Raw genomic sequence first — 21,072 nt, 5'->3', positions numbered from 1 at the left:
CTACTCATCGAGACGAACCGGAAGGGTTTTCGCGAACTTCACGGCGGCTTTGGTTGAACCGAGTGTCCGCCTTCAGCGCCGCGCCGGCAAGTTCGATTCCGCTGCTCGCGGCGGCGGGGCAGACGGTCTCCACGCCAGCAGCAAGGAGGTAACGAGGGAAAGGATCAAAACATTCGATGGCGACACCAGCCGATGTTCCGTTGCCCCCATGACGAGCAGGCAGACGGACGAAATTTCGACGAAACGGTACGCTGCGAAATTTTGCCCGCCTCCATGCAGTGCGTAAACTGCTGCGCCCTTCTGGCTCCAATCAATCAGCCTCCAGTAGAACATCGTCATGAGAACAAGCCCCACGATACCGAGTTCCGCAAGAATGTGGAGATAGGAGTTGTGCGCGTGGGAATCGCTATGTTGGACGGCAATGTCGGAGGACGCAGAAAATAGACCAAAATACGAGACCACCGAATGGATCTCATCGTCGAACGATCCAAAGCCCATTCCTACGATCGGGCTGTGTTCGAAGTAGGTCAGCGCTCGCGGCCACAGCCATTCATAGCGAATGCTCAAATTCGCCGCTTTCGGGTCTTCGCTATGAAAGGTGAATGGATGCCCCATGTAGTCGATGGTTGGGTCGGTGTGATAGATGGCCATCGCAATCGAGCCAGTGATAAGGGCTACTATCAAGGCGGCGAGAATCTGACGTTTGCGGCCGAAGTAGAGATACACGAGTGCCACGAACGCGCCTAGCAATGAACCTCTGCTGTAGGTGGAAAATAGCATGAGTGCATTGAGACCCAGAAGCGCCAGAAGCACCTTGCTGCGCCGTTGCAGCCAGCACGCGACGCCCAGACAAAGCAGCATCGCGAGAAAGCCGCCAGCGGCATTTCGAGCGAGGAAATAACTGCCAAAGCTGTCGTACTGGTTCGTGACGATGGCGAGCAAGCCCGACTGGACAAGGTAAGCGGCATACGGGGGAATATTGACAACGACTGCGAACACGAAGAATGCGCGCATGACCTTGTTCAAGTCCCAGCGGTGCGTGTAGAGACACCCGGCGAAGATCGGCGCATAAGATATGAAGAAGTTGCCATCCCGCCGATAGAAGTCGAATTCAGCGAACGACTGCGGGTTGTAGAGCAGGGTCGACACCGTAGCGAAGACTGTGAAGAGTGTCAGCGGCGTCATGAACTTCGGGTACGATCTTCCGAAGAAACGCCACGAATATACAACGATCGGTAAAAACCCAGCCGCGCTGACGGGCACCAGGTTAGTAACGGTCAGGAATAGCGCAAGCAACGATATGTAGGCCATGCGACTCCCTCAAACAGGGCACACCAGAGAGCTGACGATGCTCAGTCTCGATCCAGAGTGCAGAGTGGCGCCAGCAGATATAGCCAGCGCGTCATGGCACTTTGCCTCAACGCGTTCAGGAAGCTGGCGAGACTGGAGACGAAAGAAGTAACGGATTCAGTGCAACTCGCGGTAGCAGACGCAGATTCATCGTTTGCTGCCAGAACCCAGCAGTAAGTGCTGAGGATCGCTTCGTTCGGTTGAACGTAGCACATGTCGAAATCATTTTCCATGGCGTGATGGGAGAACGCGTCAGCAACGGATATACGCGAACGGCCTTAGCAAAAAGCGGATAGGGCTTCGGACTTATAAGACGATTTGAGCTAAGCGGTTTTGGCAGCATCGACGCTCACAGAATTCTTATCGCAATGGAGCCTACGCACGGTTACCTTCTTCCCGCTTGCCCAGCCAATTCTGGGTGATTTGCCGGAGCGAATCCGGGCTATAAGTGAAGACCGAGCAAGCCAGTTGATGACCCAAAGGGTTGATCACAGTGGAGAGGTGATGCCAGAGAGCGATGCGCACTTGGTCGTAGGGGATTCGTTTCAGAATGCTGACAGCGCCGTGCGGGTGGGTCGGTTCCCGGCAGGGGAATCGGAGCGGTCGCAGAGTACACTTAGTAACCCGATTTATCAGAGCTCCGAGAAAGCGACTTACACCCATGGATGACATCGTCAGGCAGGCCCTGGCCAAATGGCCGAACGTTCCGAGTTGCACCGGCTGGCTGATGCTCGACCGGCGCGGCAACTGGCGCATGCGCGACGAAGCCGCGCAGGCGAGCGGCGCGCCGGGCACGCCGATCCGGCATGAGGCACTGCTCGGGTTCATCAACCGGAACTACGACGCCGACGAACGCGGCCAGTGGTTTTTCCAGAATGGCCCGCAGCGGGTGTACGTGGAATTGGGCTACACGCCGTGGGCGGTGCGCTTGTCGGCGGATGCCAAGGGCACGCTTGCGTTGCAAGACCAGGCCGGCGGCGCGTTCGAGCCGGCTGCGGTGTTTGTCGATGAAGAAGGCGGCGTTCTGTTCGCCGACCACGCGGCGCGTCCCCGAGTCGCCGTACTGCACGATCACGATCTGGAGATCTTCTCCGATCACGCGACGCTCGCCGACGACTCATTGAGCGGCGAGTTCCGTTGGAACAATCAGATCGTGTTGCCGCTGCAGGCGCTGCGGCGCGCAGAGGTGGCGGCGCGCTTCGGGTTCGTGCCGAGTCCGGCGGCGAACGTTTAGCGCTGGCGCGTTGAGCGCACGGCGTTTCGTTTAGCCGTAACGCGCCCTCTCCTTGCAGCACTCCGCTAGCCGCGTTCTGCTCTAGCCCCAAGCCTGACTAACTCTTCTCGTCGAGCCGCTCCTCCTTATAGCGGCTCTCCATTTCATGCAAACGCGCGTCGACGGTCGCGAGATCGTAGTAGCCGATCGTCTTCAGATCGCGCGCGTCCTTCAATTGCTGGATCGCCGACGGCCACGCCCCTTCCAGCGCGAACTTCTCCGCCATCGCCCGATGCTGCGTCAACGCATCGCCGCGGCCCGCGCTTGCCTGCGCGAGATACAGCCACCACGCCGGCTGATCCGGGTACGCACGCGTCTCTCTTTGCGCGAGCGCCTGCGCATCGGCGAACCGTCGCAACGTCAGCAAGGTGCGGATGTGCATGTCGATCGCGGCATTGGACTGCGGCCAGCGATTCTGCGCGAACTCAGCGAGACGTGCGGCTTGGTCGTTGTGCCCGGCGCGTCGAGCGATGTCGGCGGCGAGTACGTCGAGACTCGGCGAACTGCGCGCGGGGTCGCTTTCGTTGCGCTCACCGCTTGCAAACGCAGCGCGCGAGGTCGCGAGCGACGCGGTCGCGTCATCGTAACGTTCGAGCAGCATTTGCCCGAACGCGATGCCGTACCAGTTCGCCGCGACGTTGACCGCCGTGCGGTCGTCGATTTCGGCGCGCAGCCGCGTAATCTCGTCCGCGTATTCGCTGCGCGAGCGGTCCTGCAGCAGACGCGCCCGCGCGCGCACGAAACCGTATTCGGGCGCCTGATGCGGCTGCCGGTATGGCGCGCGACGCGCGCGGTCCTCCATGTCGGCGATCCGCTCGCCAGTCAGCGGGTGCGTGCGCGCGTATGCGGGGACGCCGGTGTCGCTCATCGCCGCGCGATCGAGCCGGCCGAAGAAGGTGGCCATCGCGTACGGGTCGTAGCCCGCGCCGGCCAGCAACAGAAAGCCGACGCGGTCCGCCTCCTGCTCCGCGGAACGCGAGAAGCGCAACTGGTTGTCGACCGCATACGCCTGGCCGCCGATCGCAATCGCGCTGCCCAGGTCGCCGCTGTGCGCAAGCACGCCCGCCAGCACGCCGAACAGCAGGCCGGCGAGCGCGGCGTAGGTGCTGCGTTCACCGGCCGAGATCATCCGCGAGATGTGACGCTGCAGCACGTGACCCATTTCGTGACCGAGCACCGACGCGAGCTCGGACTCGGTCTGCGTCGCTGCGATCAACCCGGTGTTCACGCCGATGAAGCCGCCCGGCAGCGAGAACGCATTGATCTGCGAGTCACGCACCGGGAACAGTTCGAAGTCCGGCCGGTAGCCGCCGATGTACAACGCGGTCGCCGCCGCGGCGAGTTTGGCGGACACGGAGTTCAGATAGTCGCGCACGAGCCAGTCGTCGAGATAGTCGGGGTCACGGCGCACTTCGCGCATCACGCGCTCGCCGAGCTTGCGTTCGGCTTGCGGCGTCAGCGAACCGGAGCCGCCGTTGCCGAGGTCGGGCAATTGCTGAGTGGCGATCGGCGTGCGCCAATTGCTGTTCGCGCCGGCATTGCCGGATAGACGGCTCTGCGCGCCGCCGTACACGCCGAACACGCCTTGCGCGATGTCGGGCGGCACGATCGGGTCGGCGTAGGTATCGGTCGGGCCGCTGACCAACGGCGCTTCAGTCTGCTGGATGTTGAGTGCGAGATTCGGCAGAGTGCCACGCGTTTGCGCGAACGCGCCCGGCGGCGCTACGAGCGCGGCAGACAACAACGCAGCAAGGAACCGTTTCAGACGCATCGCGAGATCGAAGGTCGGTGACGAAGTCGAAAAACGCCGCCCGCCGCTCGGACTAAGATAGCGGGCACAGAGCAATTGTAATCAGTCGATGCGGCAATCCGGGTGGCTGTGCCGCACTGCTATGATAGGCGCCCTCTGAAGGAGCCCAACATGCCTGAACTCACTCATTTCGACGCGGCCGGCCAGGCGCATATGGTGGACGTCGGCGGCAAAGAGGAAACGAAGCGCATCGCGATCGCGCGCGGTTCGATCCGCATGCTGCCGGACACGTTCGCGCTGATTCGCGACGGCAACGCAAAAAAGGGCGACGTGATCGGCATCGCTCGCATCGCGGCAATCCAGGGCTCGAAGCGCACCGCCGACTTGATCCCGCTGTGTCATCCGCTCGCGCTGACGCGCGTGAAAGTGGACTTCGAACTCGATGAAACGCTGCCCGGAGTGCATTGCACCGTGCAGGTGGAAACGCTCGGACGAACGGGGGTGGAGATGGAAGCGCTAACGGCCGTGCAGGTGGGACTGCTGACGGTGTACGACATGTGCAAGGCGGTGGATCGCGGGATGACGATCACCGATGTGAAGGTAGTGGAGAAGCATGGCGGGAAGTCGGGGGATTGGGTGGCGGGTTGATGACGGGTTGCGTCGTCGCCCTGCTGTTGCCCTTCCCCGCTTCCTCACTCACGCTTTGAATCATTGAAACTTTGAAGCTCTGAGGCCCTGAAGCTGCGCATCTGCGCAGCGGGACGTAACCGGGCGCAACTGGCTTCAATCGTCGTCGCTTTCGTCGTCGTCCTGATTGACGTCCGCCGCCGGCATGCCATAGCGCTTGACCAACTCAGCCTTGAAGCCGGCCAGCGATTTGTGCTCGTCGGTCAACTGGTACAGATAGCCCAGTTGCGACGGCCAATCCTTCAGTTCCTCCGCAAATATCTTCAGGCGTTCGACGGTGTCGAGCGCCGCCGCGGTATCTCCGCTCAACGCCTGCAGCACCGCATAGCGGCGCAACACGGTTTCGCCAGGCAGCAGCGCGATGGCCTGCCTGTGCATCGCGAGCTTGCGTTGCAGGTCGAGCGAGTTCATTGGCTGCAGCGTCGCGAGACCGTACTCGCCCCACGCGCGGAACAGGAATGACGGATCGGCAGTGTATTGCTCCGCCGGCCGCGAACCGTAGTACAGCACCTCTGCGCGTGCATAGTCGCGATACACCGGATACAGCGCAGCCAACCCGCCGAACACCACCACCGCAAACGCGCCGAATGACAGGCGCGCGGGCACGAGCCGCAGCGGCCGCGTCTCCAGCAGGCCGAACACGAACATCGCGGGCAGCAGGAAGAACATGTACTGCTGCGGATATTCGACCAGCGCGTGCATCGTCAGCACGCCGATCAGCGCGATGCCGAACACGCGCGCCGCGCTTTGCGGGGCGCGCACCACGCGCACCAGCCACGCGACCAGGCCGAACAGCACGATCGCCACGCCGATCAAGCCGGTTTTCGCGAGCAGGTCGATGAAGATATCGTGCGAATTGTTGGCGATCTCAACGCCGCCAAGCGTCTTCACCAACTCGTACTGGTAGCTCGGAAACTCGCCCCAGCCGACGCCCAGCAGCGGATGCGTCCGGAACATCGTCCAGCCGTATTTCCACAGCGCGAGGCGCGGCGCGATCTGGCCGGCGTCCTTGAAGCGGTCGGCGGCCGACTGCCCGAGCTCCAGGTGATAGCGCACGTTGGCCCAGCGGATCAGCGCGTTGACCACGAAGAACAGCACGGCCAGCGCGATCGGGATGAGCCACTCGCGGTTGCTACGGCGCAGCAGCGGTTGGCTGCGAATCTGCGCGAACGCCATCCAGAAACCCGCGACGGCGATCACGCCCATCTGCAGCCACGGCCCGCGCGACACGGTCAACGCGAGTCCCACTGCGAAGATCGTCGAGACGAGCAGCCAGATACCGACGGCCAGCCGCCGCGTCTGTACGAGGAACAGCGCGCCCGCCATCGCAAACGCGATATAGGTGGCGAGGTGGTTCGCCTGCGCCATATTGCCGAAGGGCCGGCGCTCGACGGTCACGTTATACGCAACCACGAACGGCGCCACGCGCGTCTCCAGGTGAAACAACTGAATCACCTGGCTGAAAACCGCAAACAGCCCGCCGACGATCAACGCGCCAGCCGCCCAACGCAGCGCGGTTTCGTCGAGCTTCGCGCGTGTGAAGCCATAGCCGGCGTGCACCGCCATGAATGCCGCGAGCAGGAAGCCGCCGCCGAGCCAGTTCATCGACGGCTGCGCGACCGGCAGCAGCGCCGCTTGCGCAACCAGCACCAGCCCGAACAGCAACGGCACTAGCGCGACCGTCGGCGACGCGAACGCGATGCGCGGTCGCGCGGTCGCCGTCAACAGGACGATACCCGCACCGGTCAGCAGATACAGCGCAAGCGCGGTGAATTCGGCGTAGAAGGTCGGAATCGGATACGTGTGGTTGGCGACCGCATAAGGCAGCACCAACGCGAGAGCCAACAGAATGAGAGACAGGTAACGCGCGAATGGGGTGGGCATCGAGTAACCGGAGGGCGTCAAGCAACCGGCGCACTATACAAAAAATTCCTACCGCTGTGCGCCGGCCCGGCTGAAATATGCCGAAAATCAGTCTTTTACATGCGGTCTGCGTGACGTGTGGTTCGCCTTCGTGCGGCAAGTCATCAGCCGCTCGACGCCCGCATTCACCCGTTCACTCAGGAGCGGCATTCCGGCGGGGCGAGATTCGACGCCAGCGTCGGCGCATCGGCAGGTGCGGGACCCGCGCCCGGCGCCGGCAACGAAGACGCCGTTTTGCCGCCAGCGAAGCATTCCCACGTGAGCGCGCCGGCCTGCACCGAATCCTTGGCCAACGCGACCCGCGCGGTCGGTGCATCCGCATTGTCGGGCACCGACGGCACCAGCGTCAGCGTGTTCGAGCCGGCCGGCGCGACGCGCGTCGTGAAGGCGATCGTGATCTGCCCAGTGTCGTCGTCGACCCGAATGGACTCGACGTTGCGGGTCGAAGGCGGCGACGCATAGCCGCCGCTGAACGCATTGCCGCTCGCGGCGTTTTCGGCGACCGCGAGCCGCGCGGAAGACGCGAGCGACAGTCCCTCGCCCACCCGGCTGCGCGCCAGATAGTCCTGGTACGCGGGAATCGCATAGGCGGCGATCACACCGACGATCGCCAGCACGATCATCAGTTCGATCAGCGTGAAGCCAACGCCGAAGCGGCGGCAGACGCGCGCGAGCCGCGCGGACCAGCCCGCTCGTCCGAACACGGAGCGGGCGGCAAGCGAGGACTGGGAATAAGGGGAATACGGCAAGGTAACGATCATCGGCAGGCCTCCTGAAACGAAAAACGCCTGCCTCCGGATCGGGGACAGACGTTTAAATCGTAGCGGGCGACGCTCGCGGCTCACAGTCAGCCGAATGGCTAACGTTGCGCTACAGCGTTATTGCGCTATGCGCTACGGCGGCGGCGAGTTCTGCTTCTGGTCCGGGCGCGCATGCGTGACCGTGAGACTGCAAGGACCGTCGGCCTCAGGCCGCCGCGCGCCTCGCATTGCGGCGTTTCAACAGATAACCGAGGATCACGACGAACAACGCCCCCGCGATGCTCATGCCGTATTCGGCGGCGGGCGAGTCGAGGATCGGCCAACGGTCGCCGGCCGGGTCGTTGACGATCAGGCCGCCCGCGATCCAGCCCAGCAATGCGGCGCCAAGCAGGATGACGATCGGGAAGCGGTCGAGCAGCTTGAGGACAAGCTGGCTGCCCCACACGATCAGCGGAATGCTCACCACCAGACCGAAGATCACCAGCGCGAGGCGATGCTCGGGCTCGGCGGTTTCAGCGGCGCCCGCGATCGCAATCACGTTGTCGAGGCTCATCACTGCATCCGCGACGATGATGGTCTTGATCGCCGACATCAGTCGGTCGGCCGGCTTGACGTTCTCGTGCGCGTCGTGCGCCGGCGCCATCAGACGCACGCCGATCCATAGCAGCAACAGCCCGCCAGCAAATTTCAGCAACGGCACGTCGAGTAGCACGACCGCGAATGCGATCAGCGCGACCCGCAGCACGATCGCGCCCGCCGTTCCCCATAGCACCCCGCGTATGCGTTGCGACGGCGGCAAATTGCGGCAGGCCAGCGCGATCACGACGGCGTTATCGCCACCCAGCAGGATGTCGATGACGATGATCTGGAAGACCGCGCCCCAATGGAGGGTGGTGAGGAACTCGAGCATGAAAGGAAGAATAAGAAAAAATCTGGCCCACAGGCAACCAGCGGACAACGAGCGGGCAATAAAAAAAGCGGAGGAGTCTAAAACTCCCCCGCTTTTCAGGACCGCTCGCTCACGAAAGGACTTCGTAAGCGTAACAAAAATCGCGCCGCTACAGCGCGCGAATTTCGCTTTACAGCATCGCCTTCAGAAGACGCGCCATTTCCGACGGGTTCTTCGTGACTTTAATGCCGCACGCTTCCATGATTTCCAGCTTCGCTTCAGCCGTATCCGCACCGCCCGAGATCAGCGCGCCAGCATGGCCCATGCGCTTGCCCGGAGGCGCCGTGACGCCGGCGATGAAGCCGACCACCGGCTTCTTCATGTTGTCCTTGATCCACTCGGCGGCATTCGCTTCGTCCGGACCGCCGATTTCGCCGATCATGATGACGGCGTCCGTATCCGGATCGTCGTTGAACATCTTCATCACGTCGATGTGCTTCAGACCGTTGATCGGGTCGCCGCCGATACCGACCGCCGACGACTGGCCGAGGCCGATCGCCGTCAACTGGCCGACTGCTTCATACGTCAGCGTGCCCGAACGCGACACGACGCCGATGCGGCCCTTGCGGTGGATGTGACCCGGCATGATGCCGATCTTCAGTTCGTCCGGCGTGATCGTGCCCGGGCAGTTCGGTCCGAGCAGCAGCGTCTTGCTGTTCTTTGCGCGCATGCGTGCCTTGAGCTCGATCATGTCACGGACGGGAATGCCTTCCGTGATACAGATTGCGAGGTCCAGGTCGGCTTCGACCGCTTCCCAGATTGCGGCAGCAGCGCCTGCCGGCGGAACGTAAATCACCGACACGGTCGCGCCCGTTTCAGCCTTGGCTTCAGCGACGCTCGCGTAGATAGGAATGCCTTCGAAATCTTCGCCGGCCTTCTTCGGGTTCACGCCTGCAACGTACGCTTCGCGGCCGTTTGCATATTCACGGCAAGCACGCGTGTGGAACTGACCGGTCTTGCCGGTGATGCCCTGCGTGATGACCTTGGTGTCTTTGTTAATCAGAATCGACATGTATTGACCTCTGTTCGTTTGGCGTCATGCGGTGGCGCCACGAAGCGGGATGCTCTTCGCCCGCGTCGCTCATGCGCCACTCCCGCGCCGCCATTCGTAATCCTGGTTAATTCTGGCAAAAGCCTCTGGGGCTTGGCTTACGCCTTGCCCGAAGCGGCCGCGACGACCTTCTGAGCCGCTTCTTCCATGCTGTCCGCCGCGATGATCGGCAGACCGGATTCAGCGAGCATCTTCTTGCCCAGGTCTTCGTTCGTGCCCTTCATGCGCACCACGAGCGGCACCTTCAGCGACACGGCCTTCGACGCCGCGATCACGCCTTCCGCGATCACGTCGCAGCGCATGATGCCGCCGAAAATGTTGACCAGAATCGCGGTCAGGTTCGGGTTCTTCAGCATGATCTTGAACGCTTCCGTGACCTTCTCGGTCGTGGCGCCACCGCCCACGTCCAGGAAGTTCGCCGGTTCGCCGCCGAACAGCTTGATGGTGTCCATCGTTGCCATTGCGAGGCCAGCGCCGTTCACGAGGCAGCCGATGTTGCCGTCGAGCGAGATGTACGCGAGGTCGAACTTCGATGCTTCGACTTCAGCCGGATCTTCTTCGTCCAGATCGCGGTACGCAACGATTTCCGGATGACGGAACAGTGCGTTCGAATCGAAGTTGAACTTGGCGTCCAGCGCGATGACCTTGCCGTCGCCGGTCAGGATCAGCGGGTTGATTTCGGCGAGCGATGCGTCGGTTTCCCAGAATGCCTTGTACAGACCTTGCAGGATCGAGCGCGCTTGCGGCAGCGAAGCGGCGGGCACGCCGATCTTCGTTGCAAGCTCGTCGGCCTCAGCGTCCTTCAGGCCGGTCGACGGATCGACAGCGATCTTGTGGATCAGCTCAGGCGTCTTTTCCGCGACTTCTTCGACGTCCATGCCGCCTTCGCTCGATGCCATCACGACGATCTTCTGCGAAACGCGATCGATCACGAGGCCGACATACAGTTCCTTCTTGATGTCAGCGCCTTCTTCGATCAGCAGGCGATTCACCTTCTGGCCTTCCGGACCGGTCTGGTGCGTGACGAGCTGCATGCCGAGGATCTGGTTCGAGTATTCGCGAACCTGTTCCAGCGACTTGGCGACCTTCACGCCGCCGCCCTTGCCACGGCCACCCGCGTGGATCTGAGCCTTCACGACCCACACCGGGCCGCCCAGCTCTTCCGCGGCCTTGACCGCATCATCCACCGAGAAGACCGGCTTGCCGCGCGGTACCGCGACGCCGAATTTCCGCAGGATTTCCTTACCCTGGTACTCGTGAATCTTCATGCGTGATTCCCTTCAGTCTGAGAGTTGGATTGAACTTCGTTTCCGCTGCCGTCGTTCATGCCGGACGCGTTGCCGCTGTCGCCTGACGATGCCGCGCGATCCGCTGAACGCGGCGCGTGACCATACCAGCGCGGATAAAACTGTTGCACCGCCTCGCCGTCGAAACGCAGCGCGTGGCAGCGTCCCAGCTGGAATGGCGGTTTGTCGTTGGAATGCTCGCCTGTGCTGTTAGGCGATTCGTCTCCTGAACCTGCGCTCGCGCCTTGCGTGCCGCCGGGGGTGTCACCCGTGTTCCACACGTCGCCGGCGAATGCCTGAATCGCGGCGGTCGGCAGGATCGCGCACAACTCGGTGAGATGCGTGCAACCGGCCGTGCCGCCCAGCAAACGGGCAGCATCGCGACGAAAGTTGTGACGGAGATTGAGCCCGATGAGGGCACGGTAGGCGGGATTGCTGACTTGGCACAAACCAGGATAGGGCACCCAGTCGGACGATGCCTCGGCGTCGACGACGTTGAGCTTGCGATCGATGGTGATGCGAAGCCAGAGTTCATGGATCGGCTGACCATTGGGCCGGACGCCCGACGCAAGCGCCACATCGCGTGGCTTTTCGTCGGTCAAGCACGCTTCCACATCCCACAGGCCATCGGCACGCTCATAGGCTTCCGCTCTGATTGCGCGACGGTGGCGCAACTGACGGGACACTGGCGGGGAGAGCGGCATGCGGGAAGGAAAGGCCGGATTGGAAAACCCACGAATTTTAGCATACTGGGTATATGGGACAGGTTGGAATGCACAACCCCGGCTGCGAGACTGGGCGCCGGTCTCCGAGGAAAAGGGTGTGCGGCCAACAGAGAAGTCCCAAAAACGACCCCCGGAGTCAACGCGGCTAATCGCCGCCCCACTCCTCGTCGAGGCCTTTGAGGATTTTGCCGATCGTTGCGCCCGAGAAACCGCGCGACGCCAGAAAGCGCGTCTGCTTGGCCCGCTCGACCGGCGTTTCAGGAAGGTGGCCGAACTTTTTGCGCCAGACGGCTTGAGCGCGCGCGAGTTCGGTTTCGCGCAATTGCGCGCTGGCTTCCTCGACGAGCGTCTGGTCGACCGCATGCTGTTTCAGCTCACCGAGAATCCGGGTCGCGCCCAGCCGCGACGAGCGCCGGTGAATCAGACTTTCCGCGAAACGCGAATCCGACAGCCAGTTTTCGGCTTCCAGCGCGTCGAGCACGGTGTCGAGCGAATCGGTTTCTTCGACGAACGGCTTCAGTTTGCGAGCAAGTTCCGCGCGGCTGTATTCCCGGCGCGACAGATAGCCGAGCGCGCGCCCTTTAAGCGAACGTGCCGGACGTTGGGATTTTTTTGCTTCGTCTTGCCCCGGTTTCGCTTCGCCTGGTATGCGACGCGAACGGGTATAGGTGATCTCCGATGGATCCGAGGCGGAAGACTGCGAGGGTTCGGACTGCGCGCGCTGCGGGCCGTGGCCCGCAACGCGATCGTGTGCGTCGAACGATTCGAACGGATCGAACGAATCGTCGTCTTCGTCGCGCGAGCCGGCCGAATGGCGTCCGTCATTGGACAACGGTCGACCCTTGCGTATCACTTGATGCTTACTCTTCTTCGTCCGCGACTTCAGCGCCTGCGCCGGTCACGGCTTCCGCCATTGCATTGACGCCCAGCGATTCGCGGATACGGTTTTCGATCTCGCGAGCGATGTCCGGATTTTCGCGCAGGAATTCACGCGCGTTGTCCTTGCCCTGACCGATCCGCTCGCCGCTATAGCTGTACCAGGCGCCGGCCTTGTCAACGATCTTGGCCTGCACGCCCAGGTCGATGATTTCGCCCTGACGCGAAATACCCTCGCCGTACAGAATGTCGAAAATCGCTTCCCGGAACGGTGGCGACACCTTGTTTTTGACGACCTTCACGCGCGTTTCGTTGCCGATCACTTCGTCGTTCTTCTTGATCGAACCGATACGGCGAATGTCCAGACGCACCGACGCATAGAACTTCAGCGCGTTACCGCCCGTGGTGGTTTCCGGGTTGCCGAACATCACACCGATCTTCATACGGATCTGATTGATGAAGATCACAAGGCAGTTCGTGCGCTTGATCGTGCCGGTGAGCTTACGCAGCGCCTGCGACATCAAACGCGCTTGCAGACCCGGCAGCGAGTCACCCATTTCGCCTTCGATTTCAGCCTTCGGCACGAGTGCCGCAACCGAGTCGATCACGATCATGTCGATCGAGCCCGAGCGCACCAGCGCGTCGGCGATTTCGAGCGCCTGTTCACCGGTGTCCGGCTGCGAAACCAGCAGGTCGTTCACATTCACGCCGAGCTTGCCCGCGTACTGGATGTCCAGCGCGTGTTCTGCGTCGATAAACGCCGCCGTGCCGCCGATCTTCTGCATTTCAGCGATGACTTGCAGCGTCAGCGTAGTTTTACCGGACGATTCCGGGCCATAGATTTCGACCACACGGCCACGCGGCAAACCGCCGACGCCCAGCGCGATGTCGAGGCCGAGCGATCCGGTTGAGACCACCTGGATGTCTTCGACTACCTCACCTGCGCCGAGCCGCATGACCGACCCTTTGCCGAACTGCTTTTCGATCTGCGCGAGCGCGGCAGCCAGCGCCTTGCTCTTTTCAGCAGTCAGTCCAGCCGAGCCTTTCTTGCTTTCTTCCATGAATCGTCCTTTGCTATGATGAACGGCGTCTGAGGCAGGTGTGCCGCCCACTTCTGGAGGACAACACACGAAACTCAGACACTGTATAAAAAAACAGTGGTTTTGGCAAGCGCGATTCTCATGCGAACGCGCATTTTTACCGTCGCGCTGCCCAAACCACCCACAATAATTTTCGGAGACCGCTGCGCGCCGCGAACACCCCCGGTGCCGGCAAGGCCAGGCTGGCGCATCATGCGAATTCTGATTGCCGAAGACGACAGCATACTCGCGGACGGTCTGGTTCGATCACTCCGCCAATCGGCCTATGCGGTCGATCATGTGAAGAGCGGCGTGGAAGCCGATACGGCGTTGTCAATGCAGACGTTCGACCTATTGATCCTCGATCTGGGCCTGCCGCGCATGTCCGGGCTCGAGGTGCTGCGCCGCCTGCGCGCGCGCAATTCGAACCTGCCGGTGTTGATACTGACCGCCGCGGACAGCGTCGACGAACGCGTCAAAGGCCTCGACCTCGGCGCCGACGACTACATGGCCAAACCCTTCGCGCTCAACGAACTCGAAGCGCGCGTGCGCGCGCTGACCCGGCGCGGCGCGGGCGGCGGCCCGACGGTCGTGCGGCATGGCTCGCTGTCGTTCGACCTGGTCGGCCGGATCGCCTATGTGAACGACCAGGTGATCGATCTGTCGGCGCGCGAACTCGGGCTGCTCGAAGTGCTGCTGCAACGGATTGGCCGACTGGTGTCGAAGGAACAGCTCGTCGACCACCTGTGCGAATGGGGCGAGGAAGTCAGCAACAACGCGATCGAGGTCTACGTGCACCGCCTGCGCAAGAAAATCGAGCCGAGCGGCGTGCGCATCATCACCGTCCGTGGGCTTGGCTACTGCCTCGAAAAAGCGGCGTCGCCCGCGACCACGGGTGCCAGCGCCAACGCGGCGGCCGGCCCCGCTCCCGCCGCCCTCGCCGAGCCCGAACCGCCGGCATCGCCGCCGTCCGGCGCGATGCCGGCGAGTCACCACTACAAATAGAGGACGCCCATGTCCGCGCGCGCAGATCGCGCCCCGGCGCACGCGGCGGACCTCGACGAGGCGCGCGACGAGCGCTACGCCAATCCGTTCGCCCCGCCGGACGAGACCGAAGCCGCCGCCGAAGCGCGTCCGCGCTCGCTGTTCGGCGAGATTCTCGACTGGATGCTGGCGCCGCTGCTGTTGCTGTGGCCGATGAGCCTCGCCGTCACCTACCTGGTGGCCAAATCGATTGCCAATGGCCCGTTCGACCGCGCACTCGAAACCGACGCCTATGTGCTCGCCCGCCAGATTCATCCGGTGAACGGGGTGGCGGAGCTGTCGCTGCCCGACTCGACACGCGACTTTCTGCGCGCCGACAACGTCGACAGCGTGTTCTACCAGGTGCTCGGCACGCGCGGCGAGCTGGTGAGCGGCGAGCGCGACATGCCGTTGCCGCATGAAGAGGACCGGCCGCCGCCGGGCGTCGTCGAATTTCGCGACGACGTGCTGCACGGCAATGACATCCGTGTCGCCTACACGACCGTCGCGTTTCCGCAGACGGCTGGCGCTCAGCCCGTGCTGGTGCAGGTCGCCGAAACGCTCGACAAGCGCAGCCAGCTGGCCAACGACATCATCAAAGGCGTGATCCTGCCGCAGTTCGTGATTCTGCCGCTCGCAATCCTGCTGGTGTGGTTCGGCCTGTCGCGCGGCCTGGCGCCGCTGCACGCGCTGCAGGCGCACATCCGCGCGCGCCGCCCCGACGATCTGTCGCCGCTCGAAGCGCGCCGCGCGCCGCCGGAAATCGAGCCGCTGGTGACGTCCTTCAACGATCTGCTGACGCGCCTCGAACAGAATATGGAGTTGCAGAAGCGCTTTATCGCCGACGCCGCGCATCAGATGAAAACGCCGCTCGCCGGCCTGCGCACTCAGGCCGAACTGGCGTTGCGTCAGGACGCATCCGCGGAAGTGCACCGCTCACTCGAACAAATCGCCACCAGCTCGGAGCACGCCGCGCGGCTCGTCACGCAATTGCTGGCGCTGGCTCGGGCCGAGAACCGCATGTCGGGGCAGATCTTCACGCCGGTCGAGGTCGGCGAGGTCGCGCGGAACGCCGTGCGCGACTGGGTGCAGGCCGCGCTCGCCAAACAGATGGACCTCGGCTACGAAGCGCCCGACGAGCCCGTCGAAGTCGACGGCAATCCGGTGATGCTGCGCGAAATGCTGTCGAACCTGATCGACAACGCGATCCGCTACACGCCGCCGGGCGGCCGCATCACGGTTCGCGTGATACACGATACAGCCGCGCGGCTCGTGCATCTGGAAGTGGAGGACACCGGGATAGGCATTCCGGTGGCCGAACGTTCGCGAGTGCTCGAACGCTTCTACCGGATTCTCGGCCGCGAAGGCGACGGCAGCGGCCTGGGGCTGGCGATCGTCCGCGAGATCGCGACGATGCACGGCGGCGAGCTGGCCATCGACGACAACGTCTATCAGGATTCGCCGCGGCTTGCAGGGACGCTCGTGCGTGTCAGTTTGCATGTGCATGCACGGGGCGGGACTTACCCTAACGCCTCCTGAGGCGACAAACACCGAAACGGCACGTTAAGCTGATTTAGCAGATATTTGATAGTTTTTATGAGAAGCTTGACAGATGTTAAAGAGAAATCGCCGCCGGCCCGCCTTACACCAATTCACCCCGCCACGTCAGTACGCCGTAAGTTTCCACTCCAATAATCGGTTTCACGGGAACGCCTTCACCGGCGCTCCGCGTGCATATCAATATTGGAGACAGCATATGGCTACCGTTGGCGGGCAAATCTCGCACGTGCCGATGACGCGCGAGGAGAAGCGGGTGATCTTCGCATCGTCGCTAGGGACGATTTTCGAGTGGTACGACTTCTATCTGGCCGGCTCGCTTGCGGCCTTCATCAGTAAAAGCTTCTTCTCCGGCGTCAATCCGACCGCCGCGTTCATCTTCACGCTGCTCAGCTTCGCGGCGGGCTTCGCGGTTCGGCCGTTCGGCGCGATCGTGTTCGGGCGGCTCGGCGACATGGTCGGGCGCAAGTACACGTTCCTCGTCACGATCGTGATCATGGGCCTGTCGACGTTCCTCGTCGGCTTCCTGCCGGGCTATGCGGCGATCGGCATCGCTTCGCCGGTGATCTTCATCGCGATGCGGATGCTGCAAGGCCTCGCGCTCGGCGGCGAGTACGGCGGCGCCGCCACCTACGTGGCCGAACACGCGCCGGCGGGACGCCGCGGCTTCTACACCGCGTGGATTCAAACCACTGCCACGCTGGGCCTGTTCCTGTCGCTGCTGGTGATTCTCGGCGTGCGCACGGCGATGGGCGAAGACGCGTTCGGTGCCTGGGGCTGGCGCATTCCGTTCATCGTGTCGATTCTGCTGCTGGCCGTGTCGGTCTGGATTCGCCTGCAACTGCACGAATCGCCGGTGTTCGAGCGCATCAAGGCCGAGGGCAAGACTTCGAAGGCACCGCTGTCCGAAGCGTTCGGCCAATGGAAGAACCTGAAGGTCGTGATCCTCGCGCTGATCGGCCTGACCGCCGGCCAAGCCGTGGTGTGGTACACGGGTCAGTTCTACACGCTGTTCTTCCTGACGCAGACGCTGAAGGTCGACGGCAGCAGCGCCAACATCATGATCGCGATCGCGCTCCTGATCGGCACGCCGTTCTTCCTGTTCTTCGGCTCGCTGTCGGACCGCATCGGCCGTAAGCCGATCATCATGGCCGGCCTGCTGATCGCCGCGCTGACGTACTTCCCGCTGTTCAAGGCGCTCGCGCACTACACCAACCCGGCGCTGGAAGCCGCGACCGCTCGGGCGCCGATCGTCGTGATCGCGGATCCGGCGCAGTGCTCGTTCCAGTTCAATCCGGTCGGCACGGCGAAGTTCACGAGCTCGTGCGACATCGCGAAGAGCGCGCTGTCGCGGGCGGGCCTGAACTACGAGAACGTCGCGGCGCCGGCGGGCACGCAGGCGCAGATCCGGGTCGGCGATACGGTGGTCAACACGTTCGACGGTCGTGCCTCCGACGCGAAGGAGCAAGGCAAGGCGTTCGACACCAAGCTCGCCGCGACGCTGAAGGCCGCGGGCTATCCGCCGAAGGCCGATCCGTCGCAGATCAACTGGCCGATGAGCGTGGTGATCCTGACGATCCTCGTGATCTACGTGACGATGGTCTACGGTCCGATTGCGGCGATGCTGGTGGAAATGTTCCCGACGCGGATTCGCTATACGTCGATGTCGCTGCCGTATCACATCGGCAACGGCTGGTTCGGCGGCTTCCTGCCGGCGACCGCGTTCGCGATCGTCGCGACGAGGGGCAACATCTACTCGGGGCTGTGGTATCCGATCGTGATCGCGTTGATCACCTTCGTGATCGGCATGCTGTTCGTGAAGGAGACCAAGGACTCGGACATCTACGCGAAGGACTGAAACGCGTGATCGCCGAGGTAATTTAAAAAAGTTGCGCGCCGGGGGTTGACAGCCTCCGGCGCGCTCAGCATAATCTCGCTTCTTTCGGCGAATTAGCTCAGTTGGTTAGAGCGACGGAATCATAATCCGCAGGTCCGGGGTTCGAGTCCCTGATTCGCCACCAGCATCACTCGCAAGGCCCGCTTCTTTTAACCGAGAGCGGGCCTTTCGTTTTTCGGCGACGGTTTAGCCGCGAAGCCGTCATTCCGCTCGTGTTACCATCGCCAAACCGATGTTTTCACGGAGTGAGTTATCCTCCCTGCATTGATTCTTCGCCAGTTGCAAAAAGCCGCTGCCCCTCAAGGTTCAGCGGCTTTTTTATTTTGGCTTTCCGATCGCAACTTCAAGGAGGTTTCTTGATGACGTTCCGTACCGCCGCGCTCGCCGCGGCCACCGCTTCCATCGCGCTGCTCGGCGCCGCTTCCGCCTTGACCGCTCAGGCTCAGACTCCGCCCGACAGCCAGTGGCGCACCAGCCCGATCACGCTGTCCACGTTGCTGCAGGATGGCTACAAGATTGTCGCCGTCGTGAATGGCGCGCACGGCGCCGCCGGTCCGGCCGACACGATCTACGTGCAGCGCGACCAGAGCGCATTCAAATGTATCGACCCGCAGCAGCCGGATGCGAGAACGAAAGCGCCCCTCGCGCCGCCCGCGTGTCTGGAACTGGTGCCGCCATCAGGCGCAGCCCCGGCCGCTGAGTCGAAATAGCGGCATACGAGCCCGCGCGTCGTCCGGCGCGGGCGACTGCCCTATCGCGCGCGTCAGCGATCCACCAGCCGGCTCAGATTGCCGCGCACGCGCTGCAATAGCGCGATCAGTTGCTGCGCCTCTTCGTCGCTAAAACCGTTGAGCGCTTCGAGCGCGACTTCATCGCCGACCTTGCGCGCCTTGCCGAGTGTGCGTTCCGCCTTCGGCGTCATGCGCACCTGGTACTCGCGACGGTCCTGCGGATTGGCGACCCGTTCGATCCAGCCGCCCTCCGCCATCCGGTCCAGCAAACGGCCCGCCGAAATCGGCGCGACTTCGAGCAGGTCCGCGAGACGCGCCTGGTTGATGTCGCCGTAATGCGCGAGATAAGCCAGCACACGACACTGCGCGCGCGTCAGATCGACCGAAGATTTCGCGAGATCGTCGAAACGCTTGCCCGCCAGCCGGCCGACGTCGGAAATCAGAAAGCCGAAGCGCTCTTCGAGTTGGGTTTTCATGCGCGGATTATACGAAACCCTTTCGCCTCGCAGCACGGCCGCCGACGCTATTCAGGCTCCGCATAATTCCCGATGGCACGGGCGCAGGCAGCCGATATACTAAGCATGCTTACTATATCGACGGCCCCGTTCATCCATGTCCTCCGTTTCCTCGCCGGCGAGCGCAGCCGCGCCGCTCAACCGGCCGATGATCACCCTTTCAATCATGCTCGCGACGCTGATCCAGACGCTCGACAGCACGATCGCGAACGTGGCGCTGCCGCACATGCAGGGCACGCTGTCGGCGTCGCAGGACGAGATCACGTGGGTGCTGACCTCGTACATCGTCGCCGCCGCGATCGCCACGCCGCTCACCGGCTGGCTGTCCGATCGGCTCAGCGTGAAGCGGCTGCTGATCGTCGCGATCGGCGGCTTCACAGTGTCGTCGGCGCTGTGCGGGTTGTCGGAAACGCTCACGCAGATCGTCGCGTCGCGCTTGCTGCAAGGGCTTTTCGGTGCGTCGCTGGTGCCGCTGTCGCAGTCCATCCTGCTCGACATCAACCCGCGCGAAAAGCAGGGCCAGGCGATGGCGGTGTGGGGCATGGGTGTGATGGTCGGGCCGATTCTCGGGCCGACGCTCGGCGGCTGGCTCACCGACAGCTACAACTGGCGCTGGGTGTTCTTCATTAACGTGCCGATCGGTGCGTTCGCACTGTTTGGCGTGGCGACCTTCCTGCCGTCGCGCGAGCCCAAACACGACGTGAAGTTCGACGCATTCGGCTTCATTACGCTCGGGCTCGCGATCGGTGCGCTGCAGGCAATGCTTGATCGCGGCGAGCAACTCGACTGGTTCTCGTCGACCGAAATCGTCATCGAGGCGCTCGTCGCGGCGATCAGCTTCGCGTTCTTCCTCGTGCACACGGCAACCGTCGGCGAGCGCTCGTTCTTCAAATACAAGCTGCTGAGGGACCCGAACTTCGCGACCGGCACGTTCTTCATCTTCGTGATCGGCGCGGTGATGTACGCGACGCGCGCGCTATTGCCGCCGATGCTGCAGAACCTGATGAACTATCCGGTCGCGACCACTGGCCTCGTCACGGCGCCGAGCGGTGCGGGCACGATGGTCGCGATGCTGATCGCCGGACGCCTGCTGAAGCGGGTCGATGCGCGGTTGCTGCTGCTCGCCGGCTTCCTGATCTCGGCGTTCGCGTTGTGGCAGATGATGCACTACACGATCGTGCTGTCGGCGTCGGATATCGTCTGGCCCGGCGTGATTCAGGGCTTCGGGCTCGGTCTCGTGTTCGTGCCGCTGAGCGCACTGACCTTCTCGACGCTCGCGCCTGAACTGCGCGCGGACGGCACCGCGACCTATAGCCTGATGCGCAACATCGGCAGCAGTATCGGCATTTCGATCGTGCAGACACTGATGACGCGCAACACCCAGGTCTCGCACGCGGACCTCGCGGCGAACATCACGCCGTTCAACCCGGCGATCCAGCCGATGCTAGCCAGCGGCTCGAACTACGATATGGCCGCGTTGAACGCGTCGATCACGCAGCAGGCGTCGATGATCGCCTACCTGAACGACTTCAAGCTGATGTTCATGGCGACGCTGCTGGTAATTCCGCTGCTGCTGTTGATTCGCCCTTCGCGCAAGGCGCCGGATGCGTCGGTCGCGCACGCCGCGATGGATTGAGCG

The 21,072-nt window shown here is 63.0% G+C and carries 18 protein-coding genes and 1 tRNA gene; 8 read left to right on the top strand and 11 right to left on the bottom strand.

Features of this window, described 5'->3' with window-relative positions; all coding sequences use genetic code 11:
• Positions 1-72 precede the first annotated feature (72 nt).
• Entirely contained in the window at positions 73-1,311 is a 1,239-nt protein-coding gene (locus BGI01S_RS00975) for an O-antigen ligase family protein (RefSeq protein ID WP_042321159.1), read from the bottom strand.
• 700 nt (positions 1,312-2,011) lie between these two features.
• Here BGI01S_RS00975 and BGI01S_RS00970 point away from each other — a divergent pair.
• Positions 2,012-2,584 (top strand): DUF2946 family protein, encoded by a 573-nt coding sequence (locus tag BGI01S_RS00970; RefSeq protein WP_042321157.1) that lies wholly within the window; start codon positions 2,012-2,014, stop codon positions 2,582-2,584.
• A 97-nt stretch (positions 2,585-2,681) separates the two neighbouring features.
• Here the strand turns inward: BGI01S_RS00970 and BGI01S_RS00965 are convergent, their stop codons facing one another.
• The gene (locus tag BGI01S_RS00965) at positions 2,682-4,394 is read right to left on the bottom strand and encodes a M48 family metalloprotease (RefSeq protein ID WP_042321154.1); all 1,713 of its coding nucleotides are present in this window, start codon (positions 4,392-4,394) and stop codon (positions 2,682-2,684) included.
• 150 nt (positions 4,395-4,544) lie between these two features.
• On the opposite strand from BGI01S_RS00965, the gene moaC reads away from it, so the two are divergent.
• On the top strand, positions 4,545-5,021 hold the full coding sequence (moaC, locus tag BGI01S_RS00960; RefSeq protein ID WP_042321152.1) for a cyclic pyranopterin monophosphate synthase MoaC: 477 nt from the start codon (positions 4,545-4,547) through the stop codon (positions 5,019-5,021).
• Between the two features lie 135 nt (positions 5,022-5,156).
• Here the strand turns inward: moaC and BGI01S_RS00955 are convergent, their stop codons facing one another.
• From BGI01S_RS00955 to recA, 8 genes are all read right to left on the bottom strand, one after another.
• Positions 5,157-6,944, bottom strand: coding sequence for a PglL family O-oligosaccharyltransferase (locus tag BGI01S_RS00955; protein ID WP_042321224.1), 1,788 nt, complete (start codon positions 6,942-6,944; stop codon positions 5,157-5,159).
• 176 nt (positions 6,945-7,120) lie between these two features.
• On the bottom strand, positions 7,121-7,744 hold the full coding sequence (locus BGI01S_RS00950) for a pilin (protein WP_042321148.1): 624 nt from the start codon (positions 7,742-7,744) through the stop codon (positions 7,121-7,123).
• A 205-nt stretch (positions 7,745-7,949) separates the two neighbouring features.
• Positions 7,950-8,654 carry a TerC family protein gene (locus BGI01S_RS00945; RefSeq protein WP_042321147.1) on the bottom strand — a complete coding sequence of 235 codons (705 nt, stop codon included), beginning with the start codon at positions 8,652-8,654 and terminating at the stop codon, positions 7,950-7,952.
• 169 nt (positions 8,655-8,823) lie between these two features.
• Positions 8,824-9,705 (bottom strand): succinate--CoA ligase subunit alpha, encoded by an 882-nt coding sequence (gene sucD / locus BGI01S_RS00940; RefSeq protein WP_042321144.1) that lies wholly within the window; start codon positions 9,703-9,705, stop codon positions 8,824-8,826.
• Between the two features lie 137 nt (positions 9,706-9,842).
• A complete protein-coding gene (gene sucC / locus BGI01S_RS00935) occupies positions 9,843-11,012 on the bottom strand; it encodes an ADP-forming succinate--CoA ligase subunit beta (RefSeq protein ID WP_042321142.1) in 1,170 nt (389 codons plus the stop codon).
• Positions 11,009-11,734: a DUF2889 domain-containing protein gene (locus tag BGI01S_RS00930; protein WP_084585230.1), complete on the bottom strand. Its 726-nt coding sequence runs from the start codon at positions 11,732-11,734 to the stop codon at positions 11,009-11,011. Before BGI01S_RS00930 ends, sucC begins: the two co-directional genes overlap by 4 nt.
• A 166-nt stretch (positions 11,735-11,900) precedes the next feature.
• Complete coding sequence (recX, locus tag BGI01S_RS00925; protein WP_042321137.1) at positions 11,901-12,608, bottom strand: recombination regulator RecX; 708 nt, start codon at positions 12,606-12,608, stop codon at positions 11,901-11,903.
• 7 nt (positions 12,609-12,615) lie between these two features.
• Entirely contained in the window at positions 12,616-13,692 is a 1,077-nt protein-coding gene (recA, locus tag BGI01S_RS00920) for a recombinase RecA (protein WP_042321135.1), read from the bottom strand.
• Positions 13,693-13,923: 231 nt separating this feature from the next.
• Here recA and BGI01S_RS00915 point away from each other — a divergent pair, with 231 nt between their 5' ends.
• The 5 genes from BGI01S_RS00915 (at position 13,924) to BGI01S_RS00895 (ending at position 18,897) form a co-directional block, all read left to right on the top strand.
• The gene (locus tag BGI01S_RS00915; RefSeq protein WP_042321132.1) at positions 13,924-14,715 is read left to right on the top strand and encodes a response regulator transcription factor; all 792 of its coding nucleotides are present in this window, start codon (positions 13,924-13,926) and stop codon (positions 14,713-14,715) included.
• A 9-nt stretch (positions 14,716-14,724) separates the two neighbouring features.
• On the top strand, positions 14,725-16,272 hold the full coding sequence (locus tag BGI01S_RS00910) for a sensor histidine kinase (protein ID WP_042321130.1): 1,548 nt from the start codon (positions 14,725-14,727) through the stop codon (positions 16,270-16,272).
• 217 nt (positions 16,273-16,489) lie between these two features.
• A complete protein-coding gene (locus BGI01S_RS00905) occupies positions 16,490-18,148 on the top strand; it encodes an MFS transporter (protein ID WP_042321129.1) in 1,659 nt (552 codons plus the stop codon).
• Between the two features lie 86 nt (positions 18,149-18,234).
• A tRNA-Met gene (locus BGI01S_RS00900) sits at positions 18,235-18,311 on the top strand.
• Positions 18,312-18,546: 235 nt separating this feature from the next.
• Complete coding sequence (locus BGI01S_RS00895) at positions 18,547-18,897, top strand: hypothetical protein (RefSeq protein WP_042321125.1); 351 nt, start codon at positions 18,547-18,549, stop codon at positions 18,895-18,897.
• 53 nt (positions 18,898-18,950) lie between these two features.
• Here BGI01S_RS00895 and BGI01S_RS00890 read toward each other — a convergent pair whose 3' ends face one another.
• Entirely contained in the window at positions 18,951-19,394 is a 444-nt protein-coding gene (locus BGI01S_RS00890; RefSeq protein WP_042321124.1) for a MarR family winged helix-turn-helix transcriptional regulator, read from the bottom strand.
• Positions 19,395-19,530: 136 nt separating this feature from the next.
• On the opposite strand from BGI01S_RS00890, the gene BGI01S_RS00885 reads away from it, so the two are divergent.
• Entirely contained in the window at positions 19,531-21,069 is a 1,539-nt protein-coding gene (locus BGI01S_RS00885) for a DHA2 family efflux MFS transporter permease subunit (protein WP_042321122.1), read from the top strand.
• Positions 21,070-21,072 lie beyond the last annotated feature (3 nt).

The sequence above is a fragment of the Paraburkholderia ginsengisoli NBRC 100965 genome (assembly GCF_000739735.1).
GTDB classification, from domain to species: Bacteria; Pseudomonadota; Gammaproteobacteria; order Burkholderiales; family Burkholderiaceae; genus Paraburkholderia; species Paraburkholderia ginsengisoli.
This window is presented reverse-complemented; position numbering and strand designations above follow the sequence as displayed.

What these genes read in the sequence shown, in the direction of transcription:
- BGI01S_RS00975 (WP_042321159.1), bottom strand. Translation starts at nt 1,311, where the DNA reads ATGGCCTACATATCGTTGCTTGCGCTATTCCTGACCGTTACTAACCTG.
- BGI01S_RS00970 (WP_042321157.1), top strand. Translation starts at nt 2,012, where the DNA reads ATGGATGACATCGTCAGGCAGGCCCTGGCCAAATGGCCGAACGTTCCG.
- BGI01S_RS00965 (WP_042321154.1), bottom strand. Translation starts at nt 4,394, where the DNA reads ATGCGTCTGAAACGGTTCCTTGCTGCGTTGTTGTCTGCCGCGCTCGTA.
- moaC (WP_042321152.1), top strand. Translation starts at nt 4,545, where the DNA reads ATGCCTGAACTCACTCATTTCGACGCGGCCGGCCAGGCGCATATGGTG.
- BGI01S_RS00955 (WP_042321224.1), bottom strand. Translation starts at nt 6,944, where the DNA reads ATGCCCACCCCATTCGCGCGTTACCTGTCTCTCATTCTGTTGGCTCTC.
- BGI01S_RS00950 (WP_042321148.1), bottom strand. Translation starts at nt 7,744, where the DNA reads ATGATCGTTACCTTGCCGTATTCCCCTTATTCCCAGTCCTCGCTTGCC.
- BGI01S_RS00945 (WP_042321147.1), bottom strand. Translation starts at nt 8,654, where the DNA reads ATGCTCGAGTTCCTCACCACCCTCCATTGGGGCGCGGTCTTCCAGATC.
- sucD (WP_042321144.1), bottom strand. Translation starts at nt 9,705, where the DNA reads ATGTCGATTCTGATTAACAAAGACACCAAGGTCATCACGCAGGGCATC.
- sucC (WP_042321142.1), bottom strand. Translation starts at nt 11,012, where the DNA reads ATGAAGATTCACGAGTACCAGGGTAAGGAAATCCTGCGGAAATTCGGC.
- BGI01S_RS00930 (WP_084585230.1), bottom strand. Translation starts at nt 11,734, where the DNA reads ATGCCGCTCTCCCCGCCAGTGTCCCGTCAGTTGCGCCACCGTCGCGCA.
- recA (WP_042321135.1), bottom strand. Translation starts at nt 13,692, where the DNA reads ATGGAAGAAAGCAAGAAAGGCTCGGCTGGACTGACTGCTGAAAAGAGC.
- BGI01S_RS00915 (WP_042321132.1), top strand. Translation starts at nt 13,924, where the DNA reads ATGCGAATTCTGATTGCCGAAGACGACAGCATACTCGCGGACGGTCTG.
- BGI01S_RS00910 (WP_042321130.1), top strand. Translation starts at nt 14,725, where the DNA reads ATGTCCGCGCGCGCAGATCGCGCCCCGGCGCACGCGGCGGACCTCGAC.
- BGI01S_RS00905 (WP_042321129.1), top strand. Translation starts at nt 16,490, where the DNA reads ATGGCTACCGTTGGCGGGCAAATCTCGCACGTGCCGATGACGCGCGAG.
- BGI01S_RS00895 (WP_042321125.1), top strand. Translation starts at nt 18,547, where the DNA reads ATGACGTTCCGTACCGCCGCGCTCGCCGCGGCCACCGCTTCCATCGCG.
- BGI01S_RS00890 (WP_042321124.1), bottom strand. Translation starts at nt 19,394, where the DNA reads ATGAAAACCCAACTCGAAGAGCGCTTCGGCTTTCTGATTTCCGACGTC.
- BGI01S_RS00885 (WP_042321122.1), top strand. Translation starts at nt 19,531, where the DNA reads ATGTCCTCCGTTTCCTCGCCGGCGAGCGCAGCCGCGCCGCTCAACCGG.